The following is a 14,824-nucleotide window of genomic DNA, read 5'->3' on the forward strand; positions in this document are numbered from 1 at the left end:
AGGATTCACCCGGTGGCCGCGCCTACGTTGGAGGCACGCGCTCACTCAGGACGTCGTACACCACTCTGCTGGACTCCACTCGGCAGACAGTCCAGTCGGGGTCAAGGGCGATGGTCACCGTTTCCACCGTGCTCATCGCGCTTCCTGACCACGCGGCTTGCGAACCGACCTCGCGTAACCACACTCGCCGCGCCGCACGTTGTTCGGCGCCTCAGCCATGAACCGCGCCAGGGCCTCACGACTCATGTCGATGCGGTCATGCTCATCAGCGACACACTGGTCATTGAGGAACGTGCGCGCCCAACGAACAGCCTGCGCACCCGTCATGCCGAAGTCAGCCATGAAACGGCGCGCGACCTCGTCGCGGATCTGCCGGGGGAGATTCCCGGCCCGCCCGATGTGCTCGGGGGCAGCCTCCAAGGTGGGCGCGAGGCCCGGGGGAGCGGCACTCATGACGCGCGCTCCGTTGGCAGCGTCTCGATCCACTCCGCAAGGTCGCCGGCGAGGATGATCGCCTTGGTGCCGACGTAGTGCGCGATGAGGTTGTGCTGCTGGATCGCTTCACGGATCCGGTCCTGCCCGATGTGGGTGGCCTTGGATGCCGACTCGATGGTGAACGAGATCATGCGGCGCCGTCCGAAACCGCGACCGCCGGCACGAGTGACCAGACGGAGACGTTGAGCGCGTCCGCAATGCGGTAGAGCTCGTCCACTGCGAACGGGCGACGGGCCGACAGTCGGTCGGCGAGTGCGACGCGAGACATGTCGACCTTGCCCGCGAGTGCGACCTGGGTCATCTGCTGTCGGGCCATCGCGGCGCGCACTTCGGCGGCGACCGCTTCCCGGCTACTGGGCTCTTCCATGGCTGTAGTTCTATCGGATATCCGATAACGATGCAAGCACCTATGGACAAAAAGTTCAGATATCCGATACTTTCGTGGGCATGGTCAAGCCACAGGACGCCGCTAGTGAGTTCTCGCGGACCCTCGCGAGTCACCTCCGCGACGTGATGCACGAGGGTCACGTGACTCAGATGATGATCGCCCGCGAGATGGGTCGATCCCAGGCGTTCGTGTCCGAGCGCACGGGAGGCGTGCGGCCGATCGACACCGACGTTCTAGACGCCGTGGCCCGCCTGCTCGGATGGTCGTCGGGCCGACTGTGGGCCGAGTTGGGTCAGCGAATCACCCGGAATCAGTGACCACACACTCGTGCCGAGCGCGGTCGCCACTCGGTGCATGACGTCCACGCTCCACGGTGCCTCGCATCGGAGCAATTCGGCCAGTGCGGCGGGCGCGAGGCCGATCATCTGCGCCAAGCGGCCAAGGCCGACCTTGTGCACTCGCATGCCGTCCCGGACTGCGCGGCTTACCTGCTCCCTCATGTCTAGGACCCTAGGCGTGACGCCCGACACGCGCACGGAGTAACAGGCTGTATGACCCAAAGGGACTAGGGCGGCGTAACCCGGTCGGGTGCATATGCACCTCGCTCTAGCGTCGCGGCGTGCCCAATCAGCCGAAGACTCCGAACCGCGTCGTGCGGGTGCCGGACGAACTCTGGCGGGCGGCACAGCGGGTCGCAGCCGATCGCGGCGAGACACTAGCGGCAGTCATCCGCCGCGCGTTGGAGAAGTACGTGCGCGATCACCCCTTCGGCGACTGACCCAACTCGCGCCCGATCGCAGTCATGGCGGCGTTGACCCTCGCGTCGGACGTGTGGGTATAGACCTTCTCGTTCACGTCCTCGGAGGCGTGACCGAGGATCAGCTTGCGGACATCGGCTGGGACGTCGAGGTCGCGCAGGATCGTGTTACAGGTCTTCCGGGCGCTGTGGGGCGTGGGTCCTTCGATGTTGACCGCGGCGAGGGCTGCCTTCCACCGCTTGTCCCACTCGGACAGGCTGATCGGGCGACCATCCTTGCCTTTGCCCATGCCGCCCGTCGAGCGATGGAAGATGAGTCCTTCGATTCCGGGCGGGCAGGCGGCAAGGAAGATCTGCAAGGTGAGGCGCAGGGGCTCGGGCATCGTGAATGCACGCCACGACGTTGAAGTCTTGGGGCGCACGAGGTAGGTCATGCCGTCGAGGTGCCGCGCTTCGGTGTGCTCCGGGATCTGCACGACCTTCTTGGGGCAGTATGCAGCCCGCTGCTTGCCGCACGGATAGACCTCGTCCTCACCGGACTCGCCGCAGCCATGCTCGGCAGTAAGGGTCTGTGCCTGCCACGAGATCTCGATGGCGCCGGACTCGAGGTCGATGCAGTCACGGGTGAGGCCCAGCAGCTCGGAGGGCCGAACGCCGATCCACAGTGACGTGGCGAGCATGGCGAGCGTCTGGGGCACCGTGCCGTCGTCGGGTGTGTGTGCGTCGAGCACGGAGCGCGCCTCGGCGGACGTCATGTACGCGCGCGACTTCTTGGCGGACTTCGGCGCCTTGTGCACGCGGGCGGGGTTGCGGGAGATCTTCTCGCGCACCACGGCGTATTGCAGCAGCGACGACAAGGTGGAGTGGGCACCCTGCGCGGTGCGCTTCGACAGACCCAGCCCGTCGGGCGCGGGGGAGGTCAGCCAGCGGTGCCAGTCGGTGATGGCGTCGGCGCCGATCTTGTCCAGGCGCATGCGTCCTAGGCGGGGGAGGATGTAGCGGTTGATCTCGGTCCGGTAGCCGGACCAGCGCGTCACCTTGATCTCTTCGGGCGCGTAGTCGGACCACCAGACCTTCGCCCAGTCGTTGAGCGTGGGGACGCCGACGCGCAACGTTCCGGCTGCTGAGGACTTGGCGGCTTCCCGCAGTGCGCGGACGGCATCAGACCTCTTGGCGCGGACGATGACCTTGCGTCGGCGCTTGCCGTCAGCGGCCTTGTCGAGCTCGACGGTGACGCACCACATGCCGTCTGAGGCGCGCTGGTAGATGCTGCCGGTGCCGCGGGGTCGTCGCTGGTTCGCCATGTTGGTCCTCGTCTCGTCTTCTCATGCTTAGGCTAACGTATGGCTAACGTTGTATTGGTAGCCACGCTCAGATGTCTGGTCTACCGTCCGGTTTACACCCGGACGGTCGGGGGTTCGAACCCCTCCGCGCCCACCGTTCGTCGCGGCGTACGTGCCGTTGGGCGACGTGCCTCTCGCCAGGCTGTCGGAGGCCGTGCCAGAGTCGGACCATGAACGTCGCCTTCAGCGTCCGTGACTTCCTCGACCGCGCCGAGACCGTGTACGCCGACCGCGTCGGCGTGGTCGACGAGCCCGACCAGCCGGCGTCCCCCCTGGGGGAGCTGACCTGGCGCGAGGTCGCCGACCTGGCCCGCCGCCAGGCGGCCCGGCTCGACGAGCTGGGCATCGCGCCGGGTGACCGCGTGGCCGTGGTCTCGCAGAACAGCGCCCGCCTGCTGACGTCGTTCTTCGGCGTCGCCGGGTGGGGACGCGTGCTGGTGCCGGTCAACTTCCGGCTCTCGCGCGACGAGGTCGCCTACATCGTCGAGCACTCGGGTGCGCGCGTGCTCTTCGTCGACCCCGAGCTCGACGAGGCGCTCGCCGACGTGACGGCCGAGCACCGCTTCGTGCTGGGCCGTGACGAGGAGCTCTACGCGCCGCCGGGGGCGGAGCCCAAGGCCTGGGAGCCTGACGAGTCCGCGACCGCGACGATCAACTACACCTCCGGCACGACCGCGCGGCCGAAGGGCGTCCAGATCACCCACCGCAACATCTGGACGAACACCGTCGTCAGCGGCCTGCACATGGGGCTGAGCGACCGCGACGTCTACCTCCACACGCTGCCGATGTTCCACGCCAACGGCTGGACGATGCCGTTCATCTGCACGGGCCTCGGCGTCAAGCAGGTCGTGCTCCGCAAGGTCGACGGCCCGGAGATCCTGCGGAGGGTGCGCGACCACGGAGTGTCGCTGATGTGTGCAGCGCCGGCGGTCATCAACGCCGTGCTCGACGCGCTGCCCGCATGGGAGGGCGAGGTGCCGGGTCGTGACCGCGTTCGGGTGGTCGTCGCCGGTGCGCCGCCGCCGACGAAGACGATCGCGCGGATGGAGCGCGAGCTCGGGTGGGAGTTCATCCAGATCTACGGGCTCACCGAGACCTCGCCCCTGATGACCGTCAACCGCACCCGCCACGAGTGGGACGACCTGTCCCCGGAGGAGCGCGCGGCGAAGCTGGTCCGCGCCGGTGCTCCCGTGATCGGCATGCGGGTCCGCGTCGACCGCGAGGGCGAGGTGCTCGCCCGCGGCAACCACGTGCTCGACGGTTACTGGGAGCAGCCGGAGGCGAGCGCGGACGCGCTGGTCGACGGGTGGTTCCACACGGGCGACGGCGGCTCGCTCGACGACGAGGGCTACGTGACGATCAGCGACCGCAAGAAGGACGTGATCATCACCGGCGGCGAGAACGTCTCCTCGATCGAGGTCGAGGACTGCCTCTTCTCGCACCCGGACGTCGCCGAGGTCGCGGTGATCGGCGTACCGAGCGAGAAGTGGGGCGAGACGATCAAGGCACTCGTCGTACGCACTCCGGACGGCGCTGCCGACGAGGCCGAGCTGATCGCGTGGTGCAAGCAGCGACTGGCCGGCTACAAGGCGCCGACGTCCGTCGAGTTCCGCGACGCGCTCGACCGCACCGCGACCGGCAAGCTGCAGAAGTTCAAGCTGCGCGCGCCGTACTGGGAGGGGCGCGACCGCGCGGTGAACTGAGCCGTGGGAGCAGGCCGGATCCGCAGGTACCTCGCCGAGCAGCAGGACGCGCTGCTCGAGGGGTCGCGGCTGCTCGCCGCCGCCGACCGCTCCGGCGTGCACCCCTCCCGCGTCGCCGTACGCCGGGCCCGCAGCACGCTGCGCACGTTCGCTCCCTGCTTCGACACAGGCGCGCGCCGGCAGCTCGACGCGGCGCTCGTCGCGCACGCCCGCCGGCTCGGGACGGTGCGCGACCACGAGGTCCTCGTCGAGGTCCTGGCCGGCCAGTGGGCGCGCGAGGACGACGGGACGCCGGCCGGCCTGCGGGCCTGGCTCAGCGCCCGTCTCCAGGCCGACCTCGAGGCAGGGTGGCGCGAGACGGTCGCGCTGCTGGCGGCCGAGGACCACGACGAGCTCCCCCGGCGCTTCGCGGCGGTGCTCTCGGCCCCGGCCGGCGATGGGAGCGTCCGCAAGCGCGCGGCCCACGCGGCCCGGCGGGCCGAGCACCGGCTCGCCGCCGCGGGCGGCGACCCCGAGGCGCTGCACGACGCCCGCAAGGCCGCCAAGCGCGCCCGCTACGCGGCGGAGGCGGTGGGCGACGACGACGCGGCCGGGCAGTTCCGCGAGGTCCAACGGGTCCTCGGGGCGCACCACGACCTCGTGGTGGCGGCGCAGTGGGTGCTGGCCGCGCCCGTCCTGCCGGCGGTGCAGCCCGACGCCCGGCAGCTCGCCGTACGACTCGAGGCGGCGGCGGCCGACCTGCTGGCGGACCTGCCCTGACCACGTGTCTCTAGGCTGGGCGCATGAGCCAGACCCTCGGTGACGTCGTGTCCCTGCTGCACACCTGGTATCCGCCGGCGACGGCCGACTCGTGGGACGCCGTGGGCCTCGTGCTCGGCGACCCGGAGCAGCCGGTCCGCAAGGTCCTCTTCGCCGTCGACCCGACGCTCGAGGTCGCGCAGGAGGCAGCCGAGTGGGGCGCGGACCTGCTCGTCGTGCACCACCCGCTCTTCCTCAAGCCGGTCACCGGCTTCCCGGCCACCACCCCGAAGGGCCGCACGGCAGCGACGCTGATCAAGGCGGGCTGCGCGCTGCTCACCGCCCACACCAACGCCGACCAGGCCGAGGACGGCGTCTCGGAGGCCATGGCGAAGGCCCTCGGTCTCGACGACCTCGCGCCGATCGTCCCCGCCGCGAGCGCCTCCTACGACCGCCTGATCGTCTACGTTCCGGCCGACGCAGCTCCGCCGGTGCGCGCTGCGATGGCGGAGGCGGGCGCCGGTGCGCTCGGCCACTACGACCACTGCTCGTGGCAGAGCTCCGGCGAGGGACGTTTCCGGCCGCTCGAGGGCGCGGACCCCGCGATCGGCACGGTCGGCACGCTCGAGGTCGTGCCGGAGGAGCGGATCGAGGTCGTGCTCCCGCGCTCGCGGCGTACGGCGGTGGTGCAGGCGATGATCGCCGCCCACCCGTACGAGGAGCCGGCGTACAACCTCGTGGAGATGGCCGACCCCGGTGTGGCCAGCACGGGCACCGGACGCCGCGGCACGATCGCGCCGATGTCGCTGGCGGCGTTCGCGGAGCTCGTGGTCGCAGCCCTTCCGGAGACCGTCGGCGGGATCCGGGTCGCCGGCGACCCCGAGCGCGAGGTGAAGCGCGTGGCGGTGTGTGGCGGTGCGGGCGACTTCCTGCTCGACCAGCTGGCCGGATCCGACGTCGACGTCTACGTCACCTCGGACCTGCGGCACCACCGCGCGTCGGAGTTCGTCGAGGCCGGGGGACCGGCGCTGGTCGACGTGTCGCACTGGGCAGCGGAGTCGACGTGGCTCCCGGTGGTCAGCGGCAAGGTGCAGGAGGCGTTGGGCGATACGGTGGAGACCCGCGTCAGCGCGATCCGCACGGATCCGTGGACGACGCGCCTCTGATCTCTCGACAACTCAACCCAGGAGTACCCGGTGAAGGCCGACCCCGCCATCCAGGCACAGCTTCTCGACGTCGCGGAGCTTGACGCCCGCATCGCGCAGCTGACCCACCAGCTGAAGTCGCTGCCGGAGATCGCCGCGCTGGCCGCGCTGGCCGACGAGGAGAGCGAGCGCACCAACCGGATGCGCGACGCGAAGATCCGCGTCGACGACCTGACCAAGGAGCAGAAGAAGGCCGACGCCGACGTCGAGCAGGTCAAGACCCGCCGCGAGCGCGACCGCAGCCGGCTCGAGCAGGGCGTGATCACCGACCCGAAGCAGATCCAGGCGATGACCCACGAGCTGGAGTCGCTCGAGCGCCGCATCGGCGTCCTCGAGGACGAGGAGCTCGAGGTCATGGAGATGCTCGAGGCCGCGCAGATGGAGCTCGACAGGGCGGAGGCCGAGGTCGCCGACTCGGTCTCGCGCCGCGAGGAGCTCGAGGCCCGTCGCGCGGAGAAGTCGGTCTCGATCGAGCGCGAGCTCGACGGGGCCCGTCGTCGCCGTGCGGAGGCCGTCAACGGTGTCGACGCGCCGCTGCTCGCGCTCTACGACCGGCTCCACGAGTCCCGCGGGATCGGCGCCGCGGCGCTGCGTGCCCGCACGTGTGGCGGCTGCCAGCTCAACCTCAACGCCGGCGACCTCGCCGTCCTCGCGAAGGCGCCCGCTGACGAGGTGCTCCGCTGCCCCGAGTGCGACCGGATCCTGGTCCGCACCTCCGAGTCGGGCATCTGACGCAGATGTCCGGCGGCAACGCGGCTGGTCTCGACGGCTCCACCTCGAGCGCACCCGCGCGCGGGTGGGGCCAGCCCGGCATGGCACCCACGCGGATCATCCTGGTCCGCCACGGCGAGACCGACCACACCACCGACAAGCGCTTCTCCGGCGGCCTCGCCTCGGCCAACCCGCCGCTCAACGACCTCGGGCGCCGTCACGTCCGCGAGACCGCCGAGTGGCTGGCCACCGTCGCCGAACAGATCGACGTCGTCATCTCCTCACCCGTACGCCGCACGCTCGAGTCGGCCGAGATCGTCGCCGAGGTGCTCGGCAAGGACGAGGTCCTCGTCGACGACGGGTTCGCCGAGATGGAGTTCGGCCGCTGGGACGGGCTCACCTTCATGGAGGTCTCCGAGCAGCACCCCGAGGACCTGCAGAAGTGGATGGGCGACCTTGATCACCCGCCCGGTGGGGGCGAGTCCTTCCGCCAGGTCGAGGCGCGCGTGCTCGACGGGCTGACGCGGGTGATCTCGGCCCACGCGGGGCGCACGATCGCGCTGGTCTCGCACGTCACGCCTATCAAGACCCTGGTCGCGCACGCGCTCGGCGCGCCGCTCGACTCGCTCTACCGGATGGAGCTCCAGCCGGCGTCGATCACGATGCTCTCGTGGTTCCTGGGCGGTGCCGACGGCGACCAGCCGATGGCGTCGATGCGGCTCTTCAACGTGACGCCCGGTGCGCACTGGGACGGCGCGTTCCCCCTCTGACCCCGGCGGTCAGAGCTCGGAGACGACCACGTCGAGCTGGGTGCCCTTCTTGGTGGGCGCGTGCACCTCGACGTCCCAGCCGAGCTCGACGAGCAGGTCCGCGAAGCCGTCCGGCGTCCGCGGCGCGCCACCGTGCTCGAGCACGGCGCGGACGATCCGCCCCTTCGTCGCCTTGTTGAAGTGCGACACGACCTTCCGCTGGCCGTTGTGCTCGTGGAGCACCCGGACGGTGGCCACCTGCGGCGCGAGGTCGGCCGGCGGGCGCCAGAACGCGGCGTACATGCCGGACCGGAGGTCGACGAGGAGTCCCTTGCCGAGGGCCTCGCGCATCACCGGCTCGAGCGCCTCGCGCCAGACCCCGGCGACGGGGCCGAGGCCGGGCAGCGTGACGTCGCCGGAAAGCCGGTACGCCGGGATCGCGTCGCCCGGCCGGACCATGCCGAAGAGCGACGAGGCGATGCCGACCCGGGCGGTGGCGCGGCGCTTGGCGGCGGGGGAGAGCGTGGCGAAGTCGAGCGCGTCGTAGAGGACGCCGGTGTAGATCCGGTCAGCGCGCGCAGTGGCGGCCGTCCGCAGGGCGGCGTTGGCGTGCACCAGGTCGCTCTGCGAGGGCCCGAGGCCGAGGGTGGCGGCCGCGTGCGAGAGGAGCACGGCGTTCTGCGTCGGGACCGAGGGGTCGCGCCCGACGTCGCACAGCTCGACGAGCGCGTCGAGCACCTGGGACCGCGCAGGCGTCAGCGCGGGGGAGCCGAGGGAGGCGAGGTCGAGCGGCTTTCCGCGTCGGGGCGCGGCCTTGCCCTCGCTCGGGGGAAGCAGGATCAACACGCCCCAAGGCTAAGGCCGCACGGGTCCCGAAACCCCGACTGGCTAAGGTGCTGGACATGGCGAAGCGCGTGGTCCGGGTCCATTCAGTCTCCGACGGTGTGGCCGCGGCCACGCTCCGCGAGGGAGTCGCTGCCCTGCAGGCGGAGCTGGGCGTCACGCCCGCCTTCCCGCCGGACGTCGACGCGGCGGCCGCGCAGGCGGCCGCGCACCCGCGGCTGCCCACGCTCGACCGCACCGACGTGCCGCTGGTGACCATCGACCCCGAGGGCTCGATGGACCTCGACCAAGCGCTGCACATCGAGCGCGTCGACGCAGGCGGCGGCTACGTCGTGCACTACGCGATCGCGGACCTGGCTGCCTTCATCACGGCCGGTGACCCCGTCGACCTCGAGGCGAACCGCCGTGGCGAGACGCTCTACGGCGCCGACGACAAGGTCCCGCTGCACCCGACGGCGATCTCCGAGGCAGCCGGCTCCCTGCTCCCCGACCAGGTGCGCCCGGCGCTGCTCTGGACCGTCACCCTCGACGCCGACGGCAACCAGACCGACGCCAAGGTCGAGCGCGCGCTCGTGAAGTCCCGCGCGAAGCTGTCCTACAACGGCGTGCAGGGCGAGCTCGACGCCGGCAAGGCCGACCCCGTCTTCGGCCTGCTCAAGGAGGTCGGCGAGCTGCGTCTGGCCCTCGAGGCGAAGCGCGGAGGCGTCACCCTGCCGATCCCAGAGCAGGAGATCGACATCGACGGCGACACCTGGCGGCTGGAGTTCCGCGCCCAGGCACCGGTCGAGCAGTGGAACGCCCAGATCTCGCTCCTCACCGGCATGGCCGCCGCGAAGATCATGCTCGACGGCGGCGTCGGCATCCTCCGCACGCTTCCCGACCCCGACCCCCGCGACGTCGCGCGGCTCCGGCGTACGGCGCAGGCGCTCAAGGTCGACTGGCCCGAGGGTCTCGACTACCCGGCGTTCGTGCGCACGCTCGACCCGACGAAGCCGGTCCATGCGGCGATGGCCAACGCGTGCACGCGCCTGCTCCGTGGCGCGGGCTACGTCGGCTTCAACGGCACGAAGCCGGAGCAGACGCGGCACAGCGCGATCGCAGCGGAGTACGCCCACGTCACCGCGCCGCTGCGCCGTCTCGTCGACCGCTACGCCCTCGAGTGCTGCGTGGCGCTGTGCGCCGGCCAGCCCGTGCCGGAGTGGGTGATCGAGAAGCTCGAGGTCGTGCCGGAGACGATGCGCGAGTCGGGTCGCCGGGCGAGCGCCTACGAGCGCGGCGTCGTCGACCTCGTCGAGGCCGGCGTCCTCGCACCGCACGTGGGGGAGAGCTTCAGCGCCGTGGTCGTCGACATCGACGAGAAGCAGCCCACCCGCGGGCGGGTCACGCTCGCCGAGCCGGCGGTCGAGGCCGACGTGACCGGCACCGCGAGCCTCCCGCTCGGGCAGGAAGTCAGCGTCCGGCTGACCGAGGCCGACCCCGCCAAGCGTCGCGTCACCTTCACGGCCTGAGCCCGCGGGCCGGGTGCCCTACACTCGGGCCTGCGGAAGGGCTGGCCGGGCGACCGCGTTCGCTCCCCTCGGGGAGCGGCCGAGGAAGGTCCGGGCTCCACAGGGCAGGGTGGTCGCCAACAGCGACCCGGGGTGACCCGCGGGACAGTGCCACAGAGAACAGACCGCCTCCGGCCCGATCTCGATCGGTCCGGGGGTAAGGGTGAAACGGTGGTGCAAGAGACCACCAGTACGCCGGGTGACCGGCGTAGCTAGGTAAACCCCACCCGGAGCAAGCTCAAACAGCATGTGTGCGAGGCGCGCAGCGTCGAGCAGAGGGCGGCCCGCCCGAGCATGCGGGTAGAGCGCTCGAGCCTGTCGGCAACGGCAGGCCTAGATGGATGGTCGCCAGCCGGTCGGTCGTGAGGCCGGCCGGGGAACAGAACCCGGCCTATGAGCCAGCCCTTCCGCCCACCACCGTGGCAGGCTGGGGATGAGAACGCACCCCGACGGCGTTGGAGGCCGCGTGGACGAGCAGTTCGAGATCGACAAGTTCGAGATGCAGGCGCCAGCCCTGATCTTCCCGGGGCAGCTGGCCCCCGAGCGCGCGTACGGCGCGGCGTACGACCTGCTGGTCCGGCGCGAGCCGGCGAAGGCGCTGGAGCTCGTCGACGCTGCCCTCGAGGACGAGCCCGCCAACCGCGGGCTGCGCTCGCTGCGCGCGTGGGCCTACCTGCTCCGGGCCCAGCTCCAGAAGGCCGAGGCCGAGCTCCGCAGGCTTGTGGAGGAGGTCCCGGACGACGAGTGGGCGCGGCACGCGCTCGGCCGGGCGCTGGAGCGCCAGAGCCGCTTCAACGATGCGCTGCCGCACCTGCGCCTGGCCGCCGCGATGACCGGCGACCCCGAGCACGAGGCGGCCGTCCTGCGCGTCGAGCGTCGCCTGATGGGGCTGTGACCGTCCGCGCTCAGGAGAGCCGCGTGACCTGCACGTCGACGAACATCGTCGAGGCGCCGGCGCCGGAGTAGACGCCGCCGAGCGGGCGCACGTCACGGTAGTCGCGGCCCGCCGCCAGCATCACGTGCCGGTCGCCGACGTGCTCGTCGTTGGTCGGGTCGAAGCCGCGCCACCCGGCGTCCCACCACTCGACCCAGGCGTGCGACTCCCCGGTGACGGCGGTGCCGATCATCGGCTCCTTGTCCGGGTGGAGGTAGCCGGAGACGTAGCGGGCGGGGATGCCGATGCTGCGCAGCGCGCCGACGACGAGGTGGGCCAGGTCCTGGCAGACGCCAGCCCGCTGCTCCCACGCCGCCTCGGCCGTCGTGAGGACGTCGGTCGAGCCCGGCTGGTAGGTCATCTCGTCGTGGATGAGCGAGCAGATCTCGCGCGCCGCGTTGCCGGGCCGAGCGGCCCGGTCGGCGATGGCGCGGACCCGGGCAACGAGGTCGGCAGGCGGGTCGACGAGGGGGTCGCCTGCGAGGTACTCGCACTGCTCGTCGGCGACCCGCTCGTCGAGGATCTCCGACCAGGCCAGGGCCGGGGGCGGCGAAGGCGCCCGGTTGGTGTGGACGGTGGCCACCGAGGTGACCCGCAGGGAGTCGTGGGGGTCGGTGACCTCGAACGACGTCACCTGCGTGCCGAAGTAGTCGCGGTAGGCCCACGTCCACGGCGTCGGCTGGATGTCGAGGCGCGCGTGGACGACGATCTGCTCGGCCGACGTCGCCGGAGTCAGCCGGGCCTCGTTGTACGACGCGGTGGCGCCCGCGTCGTAGCGGTAGCCGGTGGTGTGCACGATCCGGAGCTGCATCAGACCCGCCCTCCCAGCCAGGCGCGGGCCTCGGCTCCTGCGAAGTAGCGGCGGTCGACCGCCTGGGTGGTCGCTGCGCACGTCTGCTGCAGCAGCTCCATCTGGTGCGGCAGGTCGACGACCAGGTCGGCGAGCGCGCGGTACTCGAGGTTCGCGCGTGTGCGGCCGATCAGCCGCTGCGCGTCGTTCTGGAAGCCCGCCCGCTGGCCGCCCGACTCGAGGTTCGTCAGGCAGAGCTCGGCACGGCTCAGCGCATGCACGATCGAGCGCGGGAAGAGGCGGTCGAGGAGCAGGAACTCCGCCGCCTCACGGTCGGTCTCGAGCCCGCGGTAGGTCCGCAGGAAGGCCTCGTAGCCACCGCACGCGCGCAGCGTCGCGGTCCACGCGGCGCCGCTGCCCGAGGAGGCGAGTGCGGCCGTGGCGACCAGCCGTGCGGTCATGTCGGCGCGCTCGATGGAGCGCCCGAGGACGAGGAACTGCCAGCCCGCGTCGCGGGTCATCGTCGCGTCCGCCATGCCGTTGACCAGTGCTGCCCGGTCCTGGACCCAGCCGAAGACACCGGCCGGTCGCAGGGTGCGGAACCGTCCTGACGGGATCGCCCGCCAGGTCGTGTTGATCGACTCCCACAGCGGCTCGGAGAGGGTCTCGCGGGCCCGGCGTGCGCTCTCACGAGCGGCACCGAGCGTCGAGGCGATCGATGCGGGGCTCTTCGGGTCCCAGGCCAGCATCTCGAGGACGGTGCGGGTGGTGACCGGGCCTTCGGGGGCCTCGACGCCCATGATCGACAGGAGCGTGCGACAGGTGGCGGACTCGTCGACGGAGGAGTCCTCGAGCATCAGCTGGAGCTGCACGTCCAGGATGCGCGCCGTGTCCTCGGCGCGCTCGATGTAGCGGCCGATCCAGAAGAGCGACTCGGCGATCCGGCTCAGCATGTCCTCGCCTCCCCGCTCTGCTGCTGTTGTTGTTGCTGCTGTTCGTGCAGGCCCACCCCGGTGCCCGGCCCGCCTTCGAGGGGTACGCCGTCGGGCTGGTGCACCGCGGGCGCCACGGAGCGCTCGATCGTCGCGCTCGCTACCACTGCAGGCTGGTCGGGATCGGCCAGCACCCAGGTGTCCTTGGAGCCGCCGCCGCGCGAGGAGTTCACGATCAGCTCGCCCTCGGCCATCGCGACGCGGGTCAGGCCGCCGGGGAGTACCCAGACCTGGTCGCCGTCGTTGACCGCGAACGGGCGCAGGTCGACGTGACGCGGGGCCATGTGGCCGTCGGCGTACGTCGGGACGGTGCTGAGCTGGATCACCGGCTGGGCGATCCACGACCGGGGGTCGGCGAGGATCCGCTCGCGGAGCTCGTCGAGCTCCTGGCGGGTGGCCGCAGGCCCGATCACGATGCCCTTGCCGCCCGAGCCGTCGACCGGCTTGACCACCAGCTCGTCGAGGCGGTCGAGCACCTCCTCGCGGGCGACGGCGTCGCCGACCCGCCACGTGTCGACGTTGCGCAGGATCGGCTCCTCGTGGAGGTAGTAGCGGATCAGGTCGGGCAGGTACGTGTAGACGAGCTTGTCGTCGGCGACGCCGTTGCCGATCGCGTTGGCGATGGTGACGTTGCCGGCGCGGGCGGCGTTGACCAGCCCCGGGCAGCCGAGCATGGAGTCGCCGCGGAAGTGCACCGGGTCGAGGAACTCGTCGTCGACGCGGCGGTAGATCACGTGCACCGGCGCGAGGCCCTGCGTCGTCCGCATCAGGATGCGGCCGCGCAGGCACACGAGGTCACGGCCCTCGACCAGCTCGACGCCCATGCGCCGGGCCAGGAGGGCGTGCTCGAAGTAGGCGCCGTTGTAGACACCGGGCGTCAGCACGACGACGGTCGGGTCGGGCACGCCCGCCGGCGCTGCGGCGCGCAGGGCGGCCAGCAGCCGCTGCGGGTAGGAGGCGACCGAGCGGATCCGGTGGCGGCCGAACGCCTCGGGCAGCGCCGCCGAGATCGCACGCCGGTTGGTCAGCACGTAGGAGACACCCGAGGGCACGCGGACGTTGTCCTCGAGCACGCGGAACTCGCCGTCCTCGTCGCGGACCAGGTCGATGCCCGACACCTGCACGCGTACGCCGTTGGGCGGCTCGATGCCGGCGGCAGCGCGGTGGAAGTGACTCGAGGTGGTGATCACCGCGCGGGGGATCACGCCGTCCTCGAACACCCGCCCGGCGTCGTAGACGTCGGCGAGGAACATCTCGAGGACCTTGACCCGCTGCTGCACCCCGGCGTCGACGTGCGCCCAGGCGTCGGCCTCGATCACCCGCGGCAGGATGTCGAGCGGGAAGGCCCGTTCCTCGCCGCCGATGTCGAAGGTGACGCCCTGGTCGAGGTAGCCGGTGCGCAGCGCCTCCACGCGCGCCTTCAGCTCGACGTCGGTGAGGTCGCCGAAGGCGGTCCGGAGGCCGGCGTACGGCAAGCGTGCGCCGTCGACGCCGAACATCTCGTCGTACGCCGCGCCTGGTGTGTATCCGCTGAAGGGGCCCTGCATGTCGAGCAACGTAGGGCCTCCCGATTTCGGCGCTGTTGCAACGACGTGTCTACCAGAGGGGACAGTGACGCACCACGCGCAA

Annotated in this window: 17 protein-coding genes, 1 tRNA gene and 1 other RNA gene; 11 read left to right on the forward strand and 8 right to left on the reverse strand. The window is 71.3% G+C overall.

Going from position 1 to position 14,824, the window contains the following annotated elements; translation table 11 throughout:
* Nucleotides 1–132 precede the first annotated feature (132 nt).
* Genes IEX47_RS14675 through IEX47_RS14685 form a run of 3 tightly spaced genes read right to left on the reverse strand, consistent with a single transcriptional unit; the run spans nucleotide 133 to nucleotide 862 of the window.
* On the reverse strand, nucleotides 133–453 hold the full coding sequence (locus IEX47_RS14675) for a hypothetical protein (protein ID WP_188784769.1): 321 nt from the start codon (nucleotides 451–453) through the stop codon (nucleotides 133–135).
* On the reverse strand, nucleotides 450–626 hold the full coding sequence (locus IEX47_RS14680; RefSeq protein ID WP_188784770.1) for a hypothetical protein: 177 nt from the start codon (nucleotides 624–626) through the stop codon (nucleotides 450–452). Before IEX47_RS14680 ends, IEX47_RS14675 begins: the two co-directional genes overlap by 4 nt.
* Nucleotides 623–862 (reverse strand): helix-turn-helix domain-containing protein, encoded by a 240-nt coding sequence (locus IEX47_RS14685; protein ID WP_188784771.1) that lies wholly within the window; start codon nucleotides 860–862, stop codon nucleotides 623–625. The genes IEX47_RS14680 and IEX47_RS14685 overlap by 4 nt, the downstream gene beginning before the upstream one ends.
* 161 nt (nucleotides 863–1,023) lie before the next feature.
* Between IEX47_RS14685 and IEX47_RS14690 the strand changes: the two genes are divergently transcribed.
* The gene (locus tag IEX47_RS14690) at nucleotides 1,024–1,200 is read left to right on the forward strand and encodes a hypothetical protein (protein WP_188784772.1); all 177 of its coding nucleotides are present in this window, start codon (nucleotides 1,024–1,026) and stop codon (nucleotides 1,198–1,200) included.
* A 302-nt stretch (nucleotides 1,201–1,502) separates the two neighbouring features.
* Nucleotides 1,503–1,661, forward strand: a complete 159-nt coding sequence (locus tag IEX47_RS14695) for a hypothetical protein (protein WP_188784773.1) — start codon at nucleotides 1,503–1,505, stop codon at nucleotides 1,659–1,661.
* Here IEX47_RS14695 and IEX47_RS14700 read toward each other — a convergent pair.
* Nucleotides 1,643–2,944 carry a tyrosine-type recombinase/integrase gene (locus tag IEX47_RS14700; RefSeq protein ID WP_188784774.1) on the reverse strand — a complete coding sequence of 434 codons (1,302 nt, stop codon included), beginning with the start codon at nucleotides 2,942–2,944 and terminating at the stop codon, nucleotides 1,643–1,645. The genes IEX47_RS14695 and IEX47_RS14700 overlap by 19 nt on opposite strands.
* Before the next feature lie 69 nt (nucleotides 2,945–3,013).
* On the opposite strand from IEX47_RS14700, the gene IEX47_RS14705 reads away from it, so the two are divergent.
* The 6 genes from IEX47_RS14705 (at nucleotide 3,014) to IEX47_RS14730 (ending at nucleotide 8,110) form a co-directional block, all read left to right on the forward strand.
* Nucleotides 3,014–3,077: transfer RNA gene (locus IEX47_RS14705), tRNA-Val, on the forward strand.
* 76 nt (nucleotides 3,078–3,153) lie between these two features.
* Nucleotides 3,154–4,686: an AMP-binding protein gene (locus IEX47_RS14710; RefSeq protein ID WP_188784775.1), complete on the forward strand. Its 1,533-nt coding sequence runs from the start codon at nucleotides 3,154–3,156 to the stop codon at nucleotides 4,684–4,686.
* Nucleotides 4,687–4,689: 3 nt separating this feature from the next.
* Nucleotides 4,690–5,445 (forward strand): CHAD domain-containing protein, encoded by a 756-nt coding sequence (locus tag IEX47_RS14715; RefSeq protein WP_188784776.1) that lies wholly within the window; start codon nucleotides 4,690–4,692, stop codon nucleotides 5,443–5,445.
* Nucleotides 5,446–5,468: 23 nt separating this feature from the next.
* Nucleotides 5,469–6,590 (forward strand): Nif3-like dinuclear metal center hexameric protein, encoded by a 1,122-nt coding sequence (locus IEX47_RS14720; RefSeq protein ID WP_188784777.1) that lies wholly within the window; start codon nucleotides 5,469–5,471, stop codon nucleotides 6,588–6,590.
* A 30-nt stretch (nucleotides 6,591–6,620) separates the two neighbouring features.
* The gene (locus IEX47_RS14725) at nucleotides 6,621–7,361 is read left to right on the forward strand and encodes a zinc ribbon domain-containing protein (protein ID WP_229662913.1); all 741 of its coding nucleotides are present in this window, start codon (nucleotides 6,621–6,623) and stop codon (nucleotides 7,359–7,361) included.
* 5 nt (nucleotides 7,362–7,366) lie between these two features.
* Entirely contained in the window at nucleotides 7,367–8,110 is a 744-nt protein-coding gene (locus tag IEX47_RS14730) for a histidine phosphatase family protein (RefSeq protein ID WP_188784778.1), read from the forward strand.
* A gap of 9 nt (nucleotides 8,111–8,119) precedes the next feature.
* Here the strand turns inward: IEX47_RS14730 and yaaA are convergent, their stop codons facing one another.
* Nucleotides 8,120–8,935 carry a peroxide stress protein YaaA gene (gene yaaA, locus IEX47_RS14735; protein ID WP_188784779.1) on the reverse strand — a complete coding sequence of 272 codons (816 nt, stop codon included), beginning with the start codon at nucleotides 8,933–8,935 and terminating at the stop codon, nucleotides 8,120–8,122.
* A 56-nt stretch (nucleotides 8,936–8,991) separates the two neighbouring features.
* Here yaaA and IEX47_RS14740 point away from each other — a divergent pair, with 56 nt between their 5' ends.
* The 3 genes from IEX47_RS14740 to IEX47_RS14750 all read left to right on the forward strand — a co-directional run bounded on the left by IEX47_RS14740 (nucleotide 8,992) and on the right by IEX47_RS14750 (nucleotide 11,374).
* Complete coding sequence (locus IEX47_RS14740) at nucleotides 8,992–10,440, forward strand: RNB domain-containing ribonuclease (RefSeq protein WP_188784780.1); 1,449 nt, start codon at nucleotides 8,992–8,994, stop codon at nucleotides 10,438–10,440.
* A 37-nt stretch (nucleotides 10,441–10,477) separates the two neighbouring features.
* Nucleotides 10,478–10,889: RNase P RNA component class A (rnpB, locus tag IEX47_RS14745), an RNA gene on the forward strand.
* 56 nt (nucleotides 10,890–10,945) lie between these two features.
* Nucleotides 10,946–11,374: a tetratricopeptide repeat protein gene (locus tag IEX47_RS14750; RefSeq protein ID WP_229662914.1), complete on the forward strand. Its 429-nt coding sequence runs from the start codon at nucleotides 10,946–10,948 to the stop codon at nucleotides 11,372–11,374.
* A gap of 10 nt (nucleotides 11,375–11,384) precedes the next feature.
* On the opposite strand, the gene IEX47_RS14755 is transcribed toward IEX47_RS14750, so the two are convergent.
* From IEX47_RS14755 to IEX47_RS14765, 3 genes are read right to left on the reverse strand one after another with little or no spacing between them, the layout of a single operon-like run.
* A complete protein-coding gene (locus IEX47_RS14755; protein ID WP_188784782.1) occupies nucleotides 11,385–12,224 on the reverse strand; it encodes a transglutaminase family protein in 840 nt (279 codons plus the stop codon).
* Nucleotides 12,224–13,156 (reverse strand): alpha-E domain-containing protein, encoded by a 933-nt coding sequence (locus IEX47_RS14760; protein WP_188784783.1) that lies wholly within the window; start codon nucleotides 13,154–13,156, stop codon nucleotides 12,224–12,226. The genes IEX47_RS14755 and IEX47_RS14760 overlap by 1 nt, the downstream gene beginning before the upstream one ends.
* On the reverse strand, nucleotides 13,150–14,742 hold the full coding sequence (locus IEX47_RS14765) for a circularly permuted type 2 ATP-grasp protein (RefSeq protein ID WP_188784784.1): 1,593 nt from the start codon (nucleotides 14,740–14,742) through the stop codon (nucleotides 13,150–13,152). Before IEX47_RS14765 ends, IEX47_RS14760 begins: the two co-directional genes overlap by 7 nt.
* Nucleotides 14,743–14,824: the final 82 nt, after the last annotated feature.

The sequence above is a fragment of the Nocardioides phosphati genome (genome assembly GCF_014646375.1).
GTDB classification, from domain to species: Bacteria; Actinomycetota; Actinomycetes; order Propionibacteriales; family Nocardioidaceae; genus Nocardioides; species Nocardioides phosphati.

What these genes read in the sequence shown, in the direction of transcription:
- IEX47_RS14730 (WP_188784778.1), top strand. Translation starts at nt 7,367, where the DNA reads ATGTCCGGCGGCAACGCGGCTGGTCTCGACGGCTCCACCTCGAGCGCA.
- IEX47_RS14760 (WP_188784783.1), bottom strand. Translation starts at nt 13,156, where the DNA reads ATGCTGAGCCGGATCGCCGAGTCGCTCTTCTGGATCGGCCGCTACATC.
- IEX47_RS14710 (WP_188784775.1), top strand. Translation starts at nt 3,154, where the DNA reads ATGAACGTCGCCTTCAGCGTCCGTGACTTCCTCGACCGCGCCGAGACC.
- IEX47_RS14755 (WP_188784782.1), bottom strand. Translation starts at nt 12,224, where the DNA reads ATGCAGCTCCGGATCGTGCACACCACCGGCTACCGCTACGACGCGGGC.
- IEX47_RS14680 (WP_188784770.1), bottom strand. Translation starts at nt 626, where the DNA reads ATGATCTCGTTCACCATCGAGTCGGCATCCAAGGCCACCCACATCGGG.
- IEX47_RS14675 (WP_188784769.1), bottom strand. Translation starts at nt 453, where the DNA reads ATGAGTGCCGCTCCCCCGGGCCTCGCGCCCACCTTGGAGGCTGCCCCC.
- IEX47_RS14740 (WP_188784780.1), top strand. Translation starts at nt 8,992, where the DNA reads ATGGCGAAGCGCGTGGTCCGGGTCCATTCAGTCTCCGACGGTGTGGCC.
- IEX47_RS14685 (WP_188784771.1), bottom strand. Translation starts at nt 862, where the DNA reads ATGGAAGAGCCCAGTAGCCGGGAAGCGGTCGCCGCCGAAGTGCGCGCC.
- IEX47_RS14700 (WP_188784774.1), bottom strand. Translation starts at nt 2,944, where the DNA reads ATGGCGAACCAGCGACGACCCCGCGGCACCGGCAGCATCTACCAGCGC.
- IEX47_RS14720 (WP_188784777.1), top strand. Translation starts at nt 5,469, where the DNA reads ATGAGCCAGACCCTCGGTGACGTCGTGTCCCTGCTGCACACCTGGTAT.
- IEX47_RS14765 (WP_188784784.1), bottom strand. Translation starts at nt 14,742, where the DNA reads ATGCAGGGCCCCTTCAGCGGATACACACCAGGCGCGGCGTACGACGAG.